At 64.5% G+C, this 15,115-nt stretch carries 13 protein-coding genes; 7 read left to right on the top strand and 6 right to left on the bottom strand.

From position 1 onward, the window contains the following. Positions 1 to 53 precede the first annotated feature (53 nt). The 6 genes from MTX23_RS22335 (at position 54) to ugpC (ending at position 6,014) form a co-directional block, all read left to right on the top strand. Entirely contained in the window at positions 54 to 509 is a 456-nt protein-coding gene (locus tag MTX23_RS22335; RefSeq protein ID WP_280972346.1) for an RbsD/FucU family protein, read from the top strand. Between the two features lie 5 nt (positions 510 to 514). Further along, positions 515 to 1,450, top strand: coding sequence for a ribokinase (gene rbsK / locus MTX23_RS22330; protein ID WP_280972345.1), 936 nt, complete (start codon positions 515 to 517; stop codon positions 1,448 to 1,450). Further along, positions 1,447 to 2,322, top strand: a complete 876-nt coding sequence (locus MTX23_RS22325; protein WP_280972344.1) for a sugar ABC transporter permease — start codon at positions 1,447 to 1,449, stop codon at positions 2,320 to 2,322. The genes rbsK and MTX23_RS22325 overlap by 4 nt, the downstream gene beginning before the upstream one ends. After that, positions 2,319 to 3,356, top strand: coding sequence for a carbohydrate ABC transporter permease (locus MTX23_RS22320; RefSeq protein ID WP_280972343.1), 1,038 nt, complete (start codon positions 2,319 to 2,321; stop codon positions 3,354 to 3,356). The genes MTX23_RS22325 and MTX23_RS22320 overlap by 4 nt, the downstream gene beginning before the upstream one ends. 48 nt (positions 3,357 to 3,404) lie before the next feature. Next, entirely contained in the window at positions 3,405 to 4,844 is a 1,440-nt protein-coding gene (locus tag MTX23_RS22315; protein ID WP_348637573.1) for an extracellular solute-binding protein, read from the top strand. 72 nt (positions 4,845 to 4,916) lie between these two features. Next, on the top strand, positions 4,917 to 6,014 hold the full coding sequence (ugpC, locus tag MTX23_RS22310; RefSeq protein ID WP_280972341.1) for a sn-glycerol-3-phosphate ABC transporter ATP-binding protein UgpC: 1,098 nt from the start codon (positions 4,917 to 4,919) through the stop codon (positions 6,012 to 6,014). 43 nt (positions 6,015 to 6,057) lie between these two features. On the opposite strand, the gene MTX23_RS22305 is transcribed toward ugpC, so the two are convergent. From MTX23_RS22305 to MTX23_RS22280, 6 genes are all read right to left on the bottom strand, one after another. Then, on the bottom strand, positions 6,058 to 8,085 hold the full coding sequence (locus MTX23_RS22305; RefSeq protein WP_280972340.1) for a biotin carboxylase N-terminal domain-containing protein: 2,028 nt from the start codon (positions 8,083 to 8,085) through the stop codon (positions 6,058 to 6,060). Between the two features lie 19 nt (positions 8,086 to 8,104). Continuing rightward, on the bottom strand, positions 8,105 to 9,712 hold the full coding sequence (locus MTX23_RS22300) for a carboxyl transferase domain-containing protein (RefSeq protein WP_280972339.1): 1,608 nt from the start codon (positions 9,710 to 9,712) through the stop codon (positions 8,105 to 8,107). 10 nt (positions 9,713 to 9,722) lie between these two features. Then, a complete protein-coding gene (locus MTX23_RS22295) occupies positions 9,723 to 10,886 on the bottom strand; it encodes an acyl-CoA dehydrogenase family protein (protein WP_280972338.1) in 1,164 nt (387 codons plus the stop codon). A gap of 132 nt (positions 10,887 to 11,018) precedes the next feature. Further along, positions 11,019 to 11,438 (bottom strand): Zn-ribbon domain-containing OB-fold protein, encoded by a 420-nt coding sequence (locus MTX23_RS22290; RefSeq protein WP_280972337.1) that lies wholly within the window; start codon positions 11,436 to 11,438, stop codon positions 11,019 to 11,021. Beyond that, positions 11,435 to 12,616 (bottom strand): thiolase, encoded by a 1,182-nt coding sequence (locus MTX23_RS22285; RefSeq protein ID WP_280972336.1) that lies wholly within the window; start codon positions 12,614 to 12,616, stop codon positions 11,435 to 11,437. Before MTX23_RS22285 ends, MTX23_RS22290 begins: the two co-directional genes overlap by 4 nt. Beyond that, the gene (locus MTX23_RS22280; protein ID WP_280972335.1) at positions 12,613 to 14,148 is read right to left on the bottom strand and encodes an AMP-binding protein; all 1,536 of its coding nucleotides are present in this window, start codon (positions 14,146 to 14,148) and stop codon (positions 12,613 to 12,615) included. Before MTX23_RS22280 ends, MTX23_RS22285 begins: the two co-directional genes overlap by 4 nt. Positions 14,149 to 14,305: 157 nt before the next feature. Here MTX23_RS22280 and MTX23_RS22275 point away from each other — a divergent pair, with 157 nt between their 5' ends. Then, positions 14,306 to 15,115, top strand: coding sequence for an enoyl-CoA hydratase/isomerase family protein (locus tag MTX23_RS22275; protein ID WP_280972334.1), 810 nt, complete (start codon positions 14,306 to 14,308; stop codon positions 15,113 to 15,115).

Genomic DNA, 15,115 nt, shown 5'->3' with positions numbered 1-15,115 from the left:
CCAAGATCCGGACCGTCAGAGTTCGGACGATTTCAAGGAAGGGAGGAGGCAATATGCTCAAGAGCATCAATCCATTGCTGAACGCCGACGTGCTCTATGCGCTGCGCGCCATGGGCCACGGGGATCGCCTGGTGGTCTGCGACACCAATTTTCCCGCCGACTCCATCGCGCGCCAGACGGTTCTCGGCCGGCTGCTGCGTATCGACAATGTGAGTGCCGCGAAGGCGGTCGAGGCCATTCTCTCGGTGCTGCCGCTCGACACTTTCGTCGACGATGCCGCGATCCGGATGGAGATCGTAGGGCAGCCGCAGGAGGTGCCGCCAGTGCAGCGCGAGGTGCAGGCGGCGATCGACCACGCAGAGGGGCGGTCCTGGCCGCTCGTCGGCGTCGAGCGTCATGCCTTCTATGAAAAGGCCAAGACGGCTTACTGCGTGATCGCAACGGGCGAGCGCCGCTTCTACGGCTGCTTCCTGTTCAGCAAGGGCGTCATCGGGCCGGACGGAGAGTAATCACCATGAGCAGGAACGGCGTCGCCATCCTCGGCGTCTTCGTCGTCGATCTCGCCTTCCGCGCCGGCAACATGCCGGCGATTGGCGAGACCATTGCCGGATCGGGATTCGCGATGGGGCCCGGCGGAAAGGGATCCAACCAGGCCGTGGCGGCCGCGCGCGCGGGGGCCGGCGTGACCTTCATCTCCCGGATCGGCAGCGACGCCTTCGGCGAACTCGCGATCAAGACCTGGGAGGCCGAGGGCATCCGGCCGCGTGTCGCCAAGACCGCGGACGCGCCGACCGGCGCGGCGTTCATCTACGTCCACGAGACACGCGGCGACAACGCGATCATCGTGGTGCCGGGGGCGGCCGGCGGTCTCAGCCCGGCCGATGTCGACGCGGCGGCCGATGCCATTCGCGACAGCCGGGTGTTCGTGACCCAGCTCGAACAGCCGGTGGATGCGGCGCGGCGCGGGCTGGAGCTCGCGCGTGCCGCGGGCAGCATCACGGTGTTCAACCCCGCGCCGGCGATCAAGCTCGACGCCAGCCTGTTCGCGCTTTGCGACTATGTCGTGCCCAATGAGACCGAGGCCGAGGCGTTGACCGGGATCGCCGTCGGCGATCTTGCCGGTGCCCGCCGCGCGGGCGACGCGTTGCTGGCCAAGGGGGCGGGGACGGCGCTGGTCACGCTCGGCGAGCGCGGCGCGTTGTTCCATGGGCGCGATCGCTCGCTGCACGTGCCGGCCTTTGCCGCCGGCAAGGTGATCGAAACCACCGGTGCGGGCGACGCATTCGTCGGCGGCTTCGCGGCGGCGCTCGCGGATGGTGCTGATCCGCTCGAAGCTGCGCGCTTTGGCTCAGCGACGGCCGGCATTTCCGTGACGCGAGCCGGGACGGCGCCCTCCATGCCGCGGCGCGCTGAGATCGATGCATTGCTGAGAGAGCGATCCTCTCCATGATGCGGAATGATCCGATCAAGCATGTCTTCATCTGGCCGGCCGTGCTCGTCGTGCTGGCGATTTCGATCTTTCCGCTGATCTATTCGCTCACGACGAGCTTCCTCAGCTATCGGCTGATTCCGCCGATCCCGCCTCGGGTGGTCTGGCTCGGAAATTATGCGTCGCTGCTGCAGGAGCCGCGGTTCTGGAATGCGATCTTCACCACGACGTTGATCGCGTTCATCGCCGTCGGGCTGCAATACGCGATCGGCTTCGGCGTGGCGCTGGCACTCAATGCACGCGTGCCGGGTGAGCGGTTGTTTCGTGTCGCCCTGCTGTTGCCCATGCTGCTCGCGCCGGTCGCCGTGGCGCTGGTGGCGCGCATGATCTTCAACCCGACCATGGGACCGCTTAACCAATTCCTGGGCCAGTTCGGCCTGGTCAACCTGCCGTTTCTCACCAATGGACACTGGGCGCTCGCCTGCATCATCGCGGTCGAGGTCTGGCAGTGGACGCCGTTCGTGATCCTGATGATGCTGGCCGGCCTGCAGACGCTGCCGGAAGACGTCTACGAGGCGGCCGAGCTCGAGAACGCCAGCGCTTGGCAGCAGTTCTGGGGCATCACCTTTCCGATGATGCTGCCGATCTCGGCCGCCGTCGTCTTCATCCGGCTGATCGAGAGCTACAAGATCATGGACACTGTCTTCGTGATGACGGGCGGCGGGCCGGGCGTGGAGACCGAGACGCTGACCTTGTTCGCCTATCAGGAAGGCTTCAAGAAGTTCAATCTCGGCTACACGTCGGCGCTGAGCTTCCTGTTTCTGATCGCGATCACGATCATCGGCGTCACCTATCTGGCGCTGCTGCGGCCGCATCTGGAAAAGCGCCGATGAGCGGGCGTGACCTGACCGGACTTTCGCCCTGGAGCCGCCGCCTGGTGGCCGTCGGCGTCCTCGTCTGGTGCCTGATCACGGTGTTTCCGCTCTATTGGGTGGTCGTGACGGCGTTCAAGACGCCGCCGGGCGTGGTCGGCGGCCCGACCTATCTGCCGTTCGTCGACTTCACGCCGACCTTGCAGGCTTTCATCGATCTTTATCAGGGGATCCGCGGCGAGTTCTTCCGGACGTTCCTGAACTCGACCATCGTCGGCTTGTCGGCTGCGGCGATCGCGACCACGATCGGTGCGATGGCGGCCTATGCGCTGGTGCGGTTCGAATTCAAGGTCCGCCTCGGCGCGGGCCTTGCCTTCCTCGCGCTCGCGCTCGGCGCCTATCTCGTCTTCAACAACACGCTTGGATTCACGCGGCCGCAGGCGCTGCTGCTGGCGTTCCCGATCGCGTTGGTCGTTGCGATTGTTGCCAACCGGCTTCCCTTGCCGGGACCGATTCTCGGCAATGAGGACATCCTGTTCTGGTTCGTTAGCCAGCGCATGTTCCCGCCGATCGTCGCGGCATTTGCGCTGTATCTGCTCTACAGCGAAATCGGCCGGCTCGGCTTCCAGCTCATCGACAGCTATGTCGGCCTGACGCTGTGCTACGTCGCGTTCTCGCTGCCGATCGTCGTCTGGCTGATGCGGGACTTCTTCGAGGCGGTGCCGATCGAGGTCGAGGAAGCCGCGATGGTCGACAACGTGCCGAGCTGGCGCATCTTCTTCGGCATCGTGGTGCCGATGTCGATGAACGGGCTGCTGGCGACCTTCATGATCACGCTGGCCTTTGTCTGGAATGAGTTCCTGTTTGCGCTGTTTCTCACCAATTCCAGGTGGCAGACGCTTCCCATCCTCGTGGCGGGACAGAACAGCCAGCGCGGCGATGAGTGGTGGGCGATTTCCGCCGCGGCGCTGGTCGCCATCATTCCGATGATGATCATGGCGGGCCTGCTGAGCCGCATGATGCGGTCGGGCCTGCTGCTCGGAGCCATCAAGTAAGAAAACTTAGGTAGGGAGGAGTAAACCATGTTGCGACGAACGTTTCTGATGCTTGCCACTTCGCTCGCCACGGCCTGTATCACGGCCCAGGCGAACGCCGCCTGTAGTCCGGATTATTCCGGCGTCACCCTGACGGTGGCGTCGCAGACCGGGCCCTATATCGCGTCCGCGCTCAAGCTCGGCGCCGACGAATGGACGAAGAAGACCTGCGGCAAGGTCAATGTCGTCGAGTTTCCGTGGTCGGAGCTGTATCCGAAGATCGCGACCGCACTCACGTCGTCGGATGCGACCTTCGATCTCGTCAGCTTTGCGCCGGCCTGGTTGCCGGACTTCGTTCCCTATCTCAGCGAGATGCCGAAGGAGATGCAGTCCGGCAAGGATTGGGACGACATCGAGCCGGCCTATCGCGAACGCCTGATGGTGTGGGAAGGCAGGATCTATTCGCAGTCGATGGACGGCGACGTGCACACTTACACCTACCGCACCGACCTGTTCAACGATCCCAAGGAGAAGGACGCCTTCAAGGCCAAATACGGCTACGACCTGGCGCCACCGAAGACCTGGAAGCAGTATCTCGACATCGCCGAGTTCTTCCAGCGCCCCGACAAGGGGCTGTGGGGAACGGCGGAAGCGTTCCGTCGCGGCGGCCAGCAGTTCTGGTTCTTCTTCAGCCACGCGGCGGCCTACACTAACAACCCGAACTATCCGGGCGCGATGTTCTTCGATCCCGAGACGATGGACGCCCAGATCAACAATCCGGGCTGGGTGAAGGGGCTGGAGGAATATATCCGCGCCTCGAAGCTGGGACCGCCCAACGCGCTGAACTTCTCGTTCGGCGAAGTTAACGCGGCCGTGGCCGGCGGTCAGGTCGCGGAGTCGATCGGGTGGGGCGACACGGGTGTCATCGCCGCCGATCCAAAGCAGTCGAAGATTTCAGGCAAGGTCGGCTCGGCGATGCTGCCCGGTTCGGACGAGATCTGGAACGCCAAGACCAAGAAGTGGGACAAGTTCCCGTCCGTCCTGCCGGGGCCGTTCATGGCGTTCGGCGGCTGGCAGATTGCCGTGCCGAAGGCCGGCAAGAACCAGCAGGCGGCGTGGGACTTCGTCAAGACGCTGACCAGCCCGGAAGTGTCCGGCCAGGCGGCGATCACCGGCGGCAGCGGCGTCAATCCCTACCGCAAGTCGCACACCGCCAATCTGAAGCTCTGGAGCAAGATCTTCACGCCTGAAGAGGCCAAGGAATATCTCGGCGCGCAGTCGGACTCGATCAACGCCAAGAACGTCGCGCTCGACATGCGGTTGCCCGGCTATTTCTCCTACACCGAGGTGGTGGAGATCGAGCTCGGCAAGGCGCTCGCCGGCCAGACCACGCCGCAGGCGGCTCTCGACGCGATGGCGAAGGAATGGAATCGTCTGACCGACGAGTTCGGCCGTGCCAAACAGCTCGCCGCCTACCGCGCGGCGATGGGCCTGCCGCCCAAGAACTAGCATGCTCATGAGGTCCCGGGAGACGCCTGCCGTCATCCGGGACCTCTACCTGCGAGAGACAGAAAGGACTCCATGGCGCACGTCGAGATCGAGAACGTCAGCAAGTCATACGGGCCCTACAAGATCATCGAAGGGCTAGATCTCAACGTCGCCGACGAGGAGTTCGTCGTGCTTGTCGGCCCGTCCGGCTGCGGCAAGACGACGACGTTGCGGATGATCGCGGGGCTCGAGACCGTCACCGGCGGCACGATCCGGATCGGCAATCGCGATGTGACGCAACTGCGCCCGGGCCTGCGCAATTGCGCGATGGTGTTCCAGAACTACGCGCTCTATCCGCATATGACGGTCGGCGAGAACATCGGCTATGGCATGAAGGTGCGCGGCGAGTCGCGCGCCAGTATCGAGAAATCGGTCAAGAATGTCGCGCGGATCCTAGACCTCGAGCAATATCTCGATCGCCGCCCCAAGCAGCTGTCGGGCGGTCAGCGTCAGCGCGTGGCGATCGGCCGCGCCATCGTGCGCAGCCCCGATGTCTTCCTGTTCGACGAGCCGCTGTCCAATCTCGACGCCAAGCTGCGGATCGAGATGCGCACCGAGATCAAGGCGCTGCACCGCCGGCTCGCCAAGACGATCGTCTACGTGACGCACGATCAGGTCGAGGCCATAACGATGGCCGACCGCGTGGTGGTGATGAATCGAGGCCGGATCGAGCAGGCGGCCGATCCGATCACGATCTATGAGAGGCCGAGCAACCTGTTTGTCGCGGGCTTCATCGGCGCACCCAGCATGAACTTCATCCATGGTGCGATAGCTGCCCGCGATGGCGGACTGTTTTTCACCGAGCCATCCGGCACGGCGTTGAGGCTGCCGAAGTCCCGCGAGGCGGCCTATGCCAGCAGCGTCGGTAAGCCCGTGGTGCTGGGCGTGCGGCCCGATCATGTCCTGCACCAGGGCGCGCCGGCCGAGACGTCCATCCGCATGATCGTGAAGGACGTGGAGCCGCTCGGCCCGCATACGTTGGTGATCGGTAGTGTCGGCGACTTTCCTTTCACGGCGCAGATGCAGGTTGGCGTCGCGGCGGAGCCGGACCGGCCGTTCGACGTCAGCCTCGATCTCCAACGCGCCCATCTGTTCGACCGCGCATCGGGGCGGGCGATCGCCGCGACCTGATTCAATTGGGCCGACTTCGCGTCATGGCGCGGCGAGCCAGGTATTATGACGCGCCTGCGGCGGAATGGCTTGACGCTGGCGCAACCTGTTCGCCATCCACAATGGCAACCACCGCATTGCGCTCGACGGTGTCGCCGGCACGGAAATGGACCGCGGTTACGATGCCGTCGATCTTGCTGGTGAGGCGCAATTCCATCTTCATGGATTCCATCACGACGACGGTATCGCCTGCCTTGACGCGATCACCGACCGCGGCGTTGGCCTTCAACACGACACCCGTCATCGGCGCCCGCAACTCGCCGCTCACCTCGGTCGCCGCGCTGATGTAGCCGAGATAGGGCATCGCCGTCAGCGTGTGACGCTTCTGTCGATCCTGAACGAAGATTGTTTGTCCTTGCTGCTGGATACGAACGGTTCGCTGTTGCGACCCGGTCACCGCGGCGAACATGTGGTCTCCGAGGCTGGTCAGCCTGACGCGGATGCGCGCGTCATCGACGCCGACCAGCATCGAACCGTCGGTGGCCAGAGGCGCAAAACGGATCTCCGCGCTGGCGTCGCCGCTCTCCAGGTGCAGGATCGGGATGGGGGACAGTCCGTCGCCCGATGTCATCTGCCATCCGGTGAGCTGCCGCGTCTGCCAGGGATTGGTCGACGCGGCGGGGCGGCGCTGCAGCAGCCAGAAACAGGCCGCCATCGCCAACGCCTCGACGTCCGGCGTCCGGTTCGTGGTGGTGAGAGCGTCGATATCGTCATCGATCAGGCGGGTGTGGAACGTGGCGTTCCGCGTCGCGGGTAGCGCGATCAGGCGCTGGAGGAAATCCTGGTTTGTCGTCAGGCCCAGGATCGAGGTTTCCTCCAGGGCGATTGCCAGCCGGTCAAGCGCTGCATCGCGCGTGTCTGCATGGGCAATCAGCTTGGCCAGCATGGAATCATAGTGCGGCGAGACCACGGAGCCGGTCTCGATTCCAGTCTCGACGCGAATGTTGCCGTTGGGGAACTGCACATGAGCAAGCTCGCCGGTCGACGGCATGAAGCTGCGGTCTGGATCTTCGGCGCAGAGGCGGGCTTCGACGGCATGCCCGCGAAGGTGGACCTGGTCTTGCGAAAACGGCAGTCCTTCAGCAGCCGCTATCCGGAGCATGAGCTCGACGATGTCGAGGCCAGTTACCATCTCGGTGACGGGATGCTCCACCTGAAGCCGCGGATTGACCTCGAGGAAGTAGTAGCTGTCGCCGCTGACGATGAATTCCACCGTACCGACGCCGCGGTACTTCAGGCGCTGGCCCAACCGGACCGCGTCGGCAAGGATCCGCTTGTGCAGCGGTTCGGGCAGGTTGGCGGCTGGAGCTTCCTCGATCAGCTTCTGATGCCGCCGCTGCAGCGAGCATTCGCGCTCGAACAGATGGATCACATTGCCCTTGCCGTCACCGGCGATCTGCACCTCGATGTGGCGGCCGCGCTCGATCAGCTTCTCGACGATGAGGCCGGCGCCGCCGAACGCATTCCTGGCTTCGCGCATGGCGGATTCGATCTCGTCGCCGAGGCGGTCCAGCGTCGCGATCGAGCGCATGCCCTTGCCGCCGCCGCCTGCCGCGGCCTTGAGCATGACGGGCAGGCCGAGCTCGCTGACGGTCCGCGCAATCTCGCCGGCATCTTCGCTCGGCGTTGTGTTGCCAGGGACTGTCGGCACATCTGCGGCCGCGGCTTCTGCCTTGGCGCAGGCCTTGTCACCGAGCCGTTCGATCGTCTCCGGCGTGGGACCGATGAAGACGAGGCCGGCAGCTTCCACCGCGCGGGCAAAGGCGGCGTCTTCCGCGAGGAACCCAAAGCCGGGGTGAATGGCCTCGGCGCCGGCGGCTTTGGCGGCCGCGATAACGGCGTCAATGTTGAGGTAGCTTTCGGCCGCCGGGGCGCCCCCGATCTCGATGGATTCGCCGATCAGCTTGACCGCGAGGGAGCCGGCATCCGCCGAGGAATGGACACCGGCGACGGCGATGCCGAGCTGCCGGCAGGTGCGGGCGATCCGGCAAGCGATCTCGCCGCGATTGGCGATCAGGATCTTCTTAAACACGACAGCAGTCCTCCATCGGTCACATCCGGAGCACGCCGAAATTCGTCGGCTGGGCCGGCAAGCGGCCGGCGAGGTCGAGCAGCAGGCCCATCACCTGGCGCGTTTCCAGCGGGTCGATCACCATGTCGCACCAGGTGTTCCGCGCGAAATTGTAGGCGTTGGCGAATTCCTCGAAGGTCTTGCGGGTCGGCGCCATGTAGGCTTCGCGCTCGGCATCGGTCCAGCTGGTGCCTTCGCGCTTGTGGACCTCGTCGCGGACCATCGCGAGCGTGGTGGCCGCCTGATCCGGCCCCATGATCGCCGAGCGGCCGTTCGGCCACATCATCATCGCATTGGGCTTGAAGGCCCTCCCGCACATCGCGAGATATCCGGCACCATAGGCATTGCCGATGATCAGTGTATATTTCGGCACGTTGGCGCTCGCCATCGCCGCGATCATCTTGGCGCCGTCCTTGGAGATACCGCCTTCTTCCGCTTCGCGTCCGACCATGAAGCCGGTGACATCGGCGATGAACAGCAGCGGAATGTTGCGCTTGCAGCAGAGATCGATGAAGTGGGTCGCCTTCAGTGCGCTCTCCGAGAACAGCACGCCGTTGTTGCAGAGGATGCCGACCTCGAAGCCCATGATCTTGGCGAAGCCTGTGATCAAGGTGTCGCCGTAGAGCGGCTTGAACTCGTGGAATTCGCTGCCGTCGACCAGGCGCGCGAGGACATCGCGATTGTTGGTCGGGATGCGGGGATCGGAGCTGATCAGGCCGTAGATCTCGTTCGGGTCGAGCGCCGGCTCGCGCACCGGAGCGACCGTCCAGCGCTGCGCGGGGATATCGCCCAGATTGGCGACGATGTCGCGGGTGATCGCGATGGCGTGGCCGTCATTCTCGGCCAGGTGATCGGTGACGCCGCTGATGCGGCTGTGCATCTCGCCGCCGCCGAGCTCCTCGATGCCGACCTCTTCGCGCGTCGCGGCGTAGACCAGCTGCGGCCCGCCGAGGAACATCGCGCCTTGATTGCGCACGATCACCGTTTCGTCGCACAGTGCAGGCATGTAGGCGCCGCCTGCCGTCGAAGGACCGTGGACGATCGCGATCTGCGGGATGCCTTCGCCGGACATTCGGATCTGGTTGTAGAAGATCGAGCCGAACTGACCCTCGTCGGGGAAGATGTTGGGTTGGTCGGGAAGGTTGGCGCCGCCCGATTGCACCATGGTGATGCAGGGCAGGCGATGCTGCCAGGCAAAGCGCTGGGCCCGCACGTGCTTCTTGCAGGTGATGCCGTAATAGGTGCCGCCCTTCACCGTCGGCTCGTTGGCGATGACCATGCAGGGGCGCCCCTTGATGACGCCGACGCCGGTGATGATGCTGCCGCCGGGCGGCACGCCGTCGTACATGCCTGCGCCTGCAAGCTGGCAGAATTCCAGGAACGGCGATCCCGGATCGATCAGCGCGGCGATCCGCTCGCGCGGCAGCAGCTGATTGCGCTCCTTGTGCAGGCGCCGTGCGCGCTCCGGGCCGCCGAGCGCGGCTTCGGCGCGGCGTCGGTGCAGATCTTCGATCCGCGCCTCGTAGGCTTGCCGGTTGCGGCGATATTCCTCGCTGCCGACCACGACGTCTGACTTCATCACTGCCATGGGGGCAGTCCTAGTAGCTGCGCGGCAAGCCCATGACGTGCTCGCCGATGTAGTTGAGGATCATTTCCCGGTTCAGCGGCGCGGTCTTGAGCAGGCGCACGAATGGATAGAGGTCGAAGATGCCGTATTCCTTGGTGAAGCCGTTGCCGCCGTGGCACTGGATTGCGGTATCGACGGCCTTGATGCCGGCATCGGCCGCGGCGAGCTTGGCCATGTTGGCGAACTCACCCGCCTCGCGTCCCTGATCGAAGATCCACGCCGCCTTCAGTGTCATCAGCGAGGCGAGCTCGATATCGGTGCGCGCGCTCGCCAACGGATGCTGCAGGCCCTGATAGGCGCCGATCGGCACATTGTTGAAGACCTTGCGCTCGCGTGTGTAAGCCACGGCCCGGTTGAGCGCATAGCGGCCAAGGCCGCAGCAGATCGAACCGACCAGGATACGTTCGGGATTGAGGCTCTTGAACAGGATGCCGAAACCCCTGTCGATCTCGCCGACGACGTCTTCCGGGCCGAGCTCGACTTCGTCGAAGAACAATTGCCACTGGGTTTCGGGAGCAGGGATGCTGACGGGGATGTACTGCTTCTGGACACCCTTGGCCTTCAGGTCGACGATGAAGAGCGTGAACCCTTCCGTCTTGCGCTGCACCTCGGTGTGGGGCGTGGTGCGCGCCACCACCAGCGCGAAATCCGAACCGTCGGCGTCGGTGATGAAGGTCTTCTGCCCGCTCAGCGCGAAACGGTTGCCGCGCCGCTTTGCGACCGTCGCAGTGCGCATGGTGTTGGTGCCCGCATCAGTCTCGGTGATGGCGAAGCAGAAGCGGATGTTTCCCCGGCACGCATCGGGCAGGTAGCGCCTCTTTTGTGTCTCGGAGCCGTACTTGGCGATGAAGCCGAGGCTCATCGCAGCGCCGACGACGAGGTTCAGCAGCGGGATGCCGTTGTTGGAGAGCCCCTCGAGGAACAGGTGCATCTCGACCATACCTTGTCCGGCGCCGCCATATTCTTCCGGCACCATGGTTCCGACAAAGCCGTCTGCCGCGACCTGCCGATACAGGGCCTCCGGAAACACGCGCTTCTCGGCGCAGTCCATCCAGTATTTGCGATCGAATCTCTGGGCGATGGTGTCGCCGTATTCGAGGATCTGCCGCTGCTCGTGCGTAAGATCGAAATCCATGCGTCCTCCCTAGACGGCACGTCGACATGCTGTTCGGCACGATCATTCTTAGGCGGCGTAGCCGCCGAGTTCAACGACTAATTCTAACGTTTGTTAGAAAACGGTGCGCGAGGCGAGCTGAGTGCCGGACGATCACGCCTTGCGGAACCGCGGCAAGGTCACCTCGTCAGTGACCTTCTCGAAGGCCAGTACGACCGGCATGTCGAAGGTGACGTCGTTCGGCGGTCCGCCGGTGTAGGTGCTGATCATCCGTGGGCCTTCTTCCAGCTCGACCAGCAGAACGGCGTAGGGCACGTCGGCCTTGAACGCGGGTCCCGGCGCGCGGTGGACAACGCTGAAGGAATGCACCTTGCCACGCCCGTTGGCGGGGCGGTGCTCAAGCTCGTCGCGCCCGCAGGCCCGGCACGTCGCTTGCTGATAATACTGCACATGTCCGCAGGCCACGCAGTGCTGCAGAAGCAGTTTGCCGTCGCGTAGGCCGCGCCAGAAGGCGGCCGTATCTGCATCCGGCGTCGGCAGCGGCTTGCGGGCGGCATCTTCGGCTGAGATCACAGCGTATCCTCCGTTCCGAGCACGGTCGTGGCGTTGGTGGCAAACCCGGCGCCAAGACTGTGCACCAGGCCAAGCTTCGCGCCCGCGACCTGACGCGGACCGCAGTCGCCGCGCAGTTGTGCAACCACCTCGTGGAAATGAAACAACGATCCGGGGATGCCGGAATGGGCGAACGAGAGCAGGCCGCCATGGGTGTTGGACGGGATCTTCCCGCCGTACGTCATCTGGCCGTCGGCAACAAAACGCCCACCTTCGCCCTTCGGGCAGAAGCCGAGGTCTTCCAGCATCATGATGACGGTGCCGGTGAAGCAATCGTAGACGCCGGCGACATGCATGTCGTCCGGGCCATAGCCTGCCATCTTGTAGGCGCGCCGGCTGGACTCGACGGCGCCCGTCACCGTCAGCGACGGCATCAGGAAGATGTGCTCGTGGGTGTAGCATTCGCCGCCGCCGAGGATGTAGACAGGCCTCTTGATGCCAAGCGCCTTGGCATGTTCGGCCGAGGTCAGGATGAACGCGGCGCCGCCGTCCGAGATCAGCGAGCAATCAAGCTTGTGATACGGCGTGGTCACCATGCCGGAGTTGAGGACGTCGTCGACCGTGATCGGCGCGGTTTGCTGCGCGCCGGGGGTACGCGAGGCGTGGCGGCGCTGGGTGACCGCGACCTCGGCGAGCTGTTCCGGCGTGGTGCCGAACTCCTTCATGTGCCGGTGCGCCGTCATGGCGAAGGTGTTGGCGACGGGAATGCCGAACGGCATCTCGTATTGCTGGTCGCGGCTTTCCGTCAGCGAGCGCAGCGCGAGGTCCGGCGTAAGCCCGGTCATCAGGCTGTCCGCGGCCACCACGAGCACGACTTCCGCCAGTCCGCCGCAGATCGCGGCCGCGCCGATGTTGAACATCGTGGCGGCCGTCGCCCCCGAAACCTGGAGATTGTTGGAGAAGGTCGGCTGGATGCCGAAATACTCGCTGAATGCCGCGCTGAAGCGATGGAAGGGCGAGGCGAAGGCATGGCTCGACAGCACGCCATCGATCTGGCTCTTGTCGATGCCGGCGTCGGCAACGGCCTTCCTTGCCGCGTCAGCCGCGAGCCACAGCGGGCTGCGGCCGGGGACCTTGCCGACCGGCGACAGCCCGATCCCGATGATGGCGACCTTGCCCCGGAGATTGTCGCGGCTCATGGCGCGGCCTTGGTGAGACGGTTCTCGAGCTCGTGGCGTTGCACCTTGCCGCTGGTCGAACGCGGGAAATCGGCGAAGTCGATGAAATGAAACTGCCTGGGGCGCTTGTAGCCGGCGAGATCGCGCCGGCAGAGTTCGACGAGCTCAGCCTCCGTCAGGCTGTCGTCCCGGCATGCGATGAACGCGACTGGCACCTCTCCCCATTTTGGATCGCGTGCCCGTACCACCGCAACCTCCGTGATCCGCTTGTCGGTCAAGAGAACGCGTTCGATCTCGGCGGGATAGACGTTCTCGCCGCCGGATTTGATCATGTATTTGGCGCGGTCGACGAAATCGAGCGTGCCGTCGTCGTTGCGGCGGAATACGTCGCCCATGTGGAACCAGCCACCGCGGAAATCGCGCGCGTTTACTTCATCCGCTTGCCAGTAACCCGAGAACACTGTGCCGCCGCGAATGGCAAGCTCGCCGGGGCTGCCGAGCGGCACCTCGTTGTCGGCGGGATCGACCAGCTTGACCTCGCAGAATGCGTTCTGGCGTTTCGAGAGCAGCGTCGGCGCAACGCCGATCGGGATCAGATCGCGCGTGGCGGGGGGCAGACCGGTCTCGGTCGAGCCGAAACTGTTGAGATAGGGCGCTCTGATCAGTTCGGTCGCCGCCGCAATCGCATGTGGCGGCACCAGGTCAGCCATCGCGCCGCAGACGCGCACGCCCTTCGCGGTTGTCCGCTCTGCTCGCATGCCCTCGACCAGCGCCTCCACCATGCCCGGGATCAGCACGAGCCAACCGATGTGATGCGCGCTGATCGCCTTCAGCAGCGGCTCGATCTGGAAGCCGTCGATGATCACCACCGTTCCGCCACGCAACAGCGTAGCGAGGCCGTGGTCGGTGGAGGCCATGTGGAACAGAGGAGCCCAGGCGACGAAGCTCTCGGATGTTGTGATCCCAAGTTCCGACGTGAATACCAGGGCGCGCATGATCATCGCACGATGCGAGATCACCGCCCCCTTGGGCAGGCCGGTGGTGCCGCTGGTGTAGAGGATAACGAGCCCATCCTCAGGTTGGGCCGTCAGGGGAACACCGCGGCCATCCTGCTGCGCGAGAAGGCGTTCATACTGCGTGCCCAGCTCGATTTGCGGACAGGTGGAGCCTGATCCCAGCGAAACAGCCAGGTCAGGTTCGACGATCAGCAATTTCGGCGAAACCAGCTCGACACAGTAGGCGAGCTCGCGCGGCGACAGGCGCCAGTTGAGGCATGCGGTGATGACGCCAAGATGGGCGGCGGCCAGTTCGATCTCGAAATATTCCGGGCGATTGCGAGAGAGCAGGGCGACCCGGTCGCCGCGCTGCAGCCCGTGTGCCGCGAGCATGGCACTGGCGCGCCTCACGCGATCGAGCAGTTCGCCGTAGCTGATGCGCCGGTCGCGGTATTCGATTGCGATCGATCCCGCATTCAGCGCGGCGCAGGTACTGAAGAGCGCGCCGACGGTTGCAATCGAGCCCGCGCGCGCGGGAAGGCTATCCTGGCCGGTCATCATGTTTCCTCAAAGGACGCGCTGTCTTTGCCGACAATCTTGGTCCAAACTCCGAGCTTGCGACGCTCGTCGATCGGTCCTAAATTCTAACATCTGTTAGAAAGAATTGATAGGCCGAACGCGCTTCGCGCGGCGAGGGAACCACGAGGAAATGCCGATGTCCAATCGTTACGCCGCCTATACCCGGCTCAAGATCGACTATCCCGCCGAACGGATCCTGCGGCTGACCTTCGACCGGCCCGAGACCTATAACTCGGTCGACGCCGAGACCCACACCCAGCTCACCAACATCTGGCGCGACATCAACGACGATCCTGACATCAACGCTGTCATCGTCACCGGTGCGGGTAAGGCGTTCTCGGCCGGCGGCGACTTCGAGCTGATCAAGAGCCTGCTCGACAATCCGGTCGCGCGGATGGCGACCTGGCGCGAAGCGAAGGATCTCGTCTACAACGTCATCAACTGCAACAAGCCGATCATTTCGGCGATCAACGGTGTCGCGGTCGGCGCCGGCCTGGTGGTCGGAATCCTCGCCGACGTGTCGATCTGCGGAAAGTCGGCGCGGATCGTCGACGGTCACACCCGGCTTGGCGTGGCGGCGGGCGACGTCGCCTGCATCATCTGGCCGCTGCTGTGCGGTCTCGCCAAGGCCAAATATTACCTGCTGACCTGCAAGCCGCTGTCGGGCGAGGAGGCCGAGCGCATCGGGCTGGTATCGCTGTGCGTCGAGGACGCCGAGCTGCAGGAGATTGCGCTCGAGACCGCACAGGATCTGGCGAGCGGCGCGCAGAGCGCGATCCGCTGGACCAAATACGCGCTCAACAACTGGCTGCGCGTCAACGGTCCGCTGTTCGACACCTCGACGGCGCTCGAAATCCTCGGCTTCAGCGGTGCCGAAGCGCGAGAGGGGCTGGCCTCGCATCTCGAGAAGCGCAAGCCGTCGTTCCCGCCGGACTGCCCGATCTGA

It is taken from the genome of Bradyrhizobium sp. ISRA436 (assembly GCF_029910015.1).
In the GTDB taxonomy this organism is placed as follows: Bacteria; Pseudomonadota; Alphaproteobacteria; order Rhizobiales; family Xanthobacteraceae; genus Bradyrhizobium.
The sequence above is the reverse complement of the archived record's forward strand: the minus strand, read 5'-3'. Positions and strand labels throughout refer to the sequence as shown.

Coding starts and splice junctions, on each gene's coding strand:
- MTX23_RS22335 (WP_280972346.1), top strand. CDS start 54: ATGCTCAAGAGCATCAATCCATTGCTGAACGCCGACGTGCTCTATGCG.
- rbsK (WP_280972345.1), top strand. CDS start 515: ATGAGCAGGAACGGCGTCGCCATCCTCGGCGTCTTCGTCGTCGATCTC.
- MTX23_RS22325 (WP_280972344.1), top strand. CDS start 1,447: ATGATGCGGAATGATCCGATCAAGCATGTCTTCATCTGGCCGGCCGTG.
- MTX23_RS22320 (WP_280972343.1), top strand. CDS start 2,319: ATGAGCGGGCGTGACCTGACCGGACTTTCGCCCTGGAGCCGCCGCCTG.
- MTX23_RS22315 (WP_348637573.1), top strand. CDS start 3,405: ATGCTTGCCACTTCGCTCGCCACGGCCTGTATCACGGCCCAGGCGAAC.
- ugpC (WP_280972341.1), top strand. CDS start 4,917: ATGGCGCACGTCGAGATCGAGAACGTCAGCAAGTCATACGGGCCCTAC.
- MTX23_RS22300 (WP_280972339.1), bottom strand. CDS start 9,712: ATGGCAGTGATGAAGTCAGACGTCGTGGTCGGCAGCGAGGAATATCGC.
- MTX23_RS22295 (WP_280972338.1), bottom strand. CDS start 10,886: ATGGATTTCGATCTTACGCACGAGCAGCGGCAGATCCTCGAATACGGC.
- MTX23_RS22285 (WP_280972336.1), bottom strand. CDS start 12,616: ATGAGCCGCGACAATCTCCGGGGCAAGGTCGCCATCATCGGGATCGGG.
- MTX23_RS22280 (WP_280972335.1), bottom strand. CDS start 14,148: ATGACCGGCCAGGATAGCCTTCCCGCGCGCGCGGGCTCGATTGCAACC.
- MTX23_RS22275 (WP_280972334.1), top strand. CDS start 14,306: ATGTCCAATCGTTACGCCGCCTATACCCGGCTCAAGATCGACTATCCC.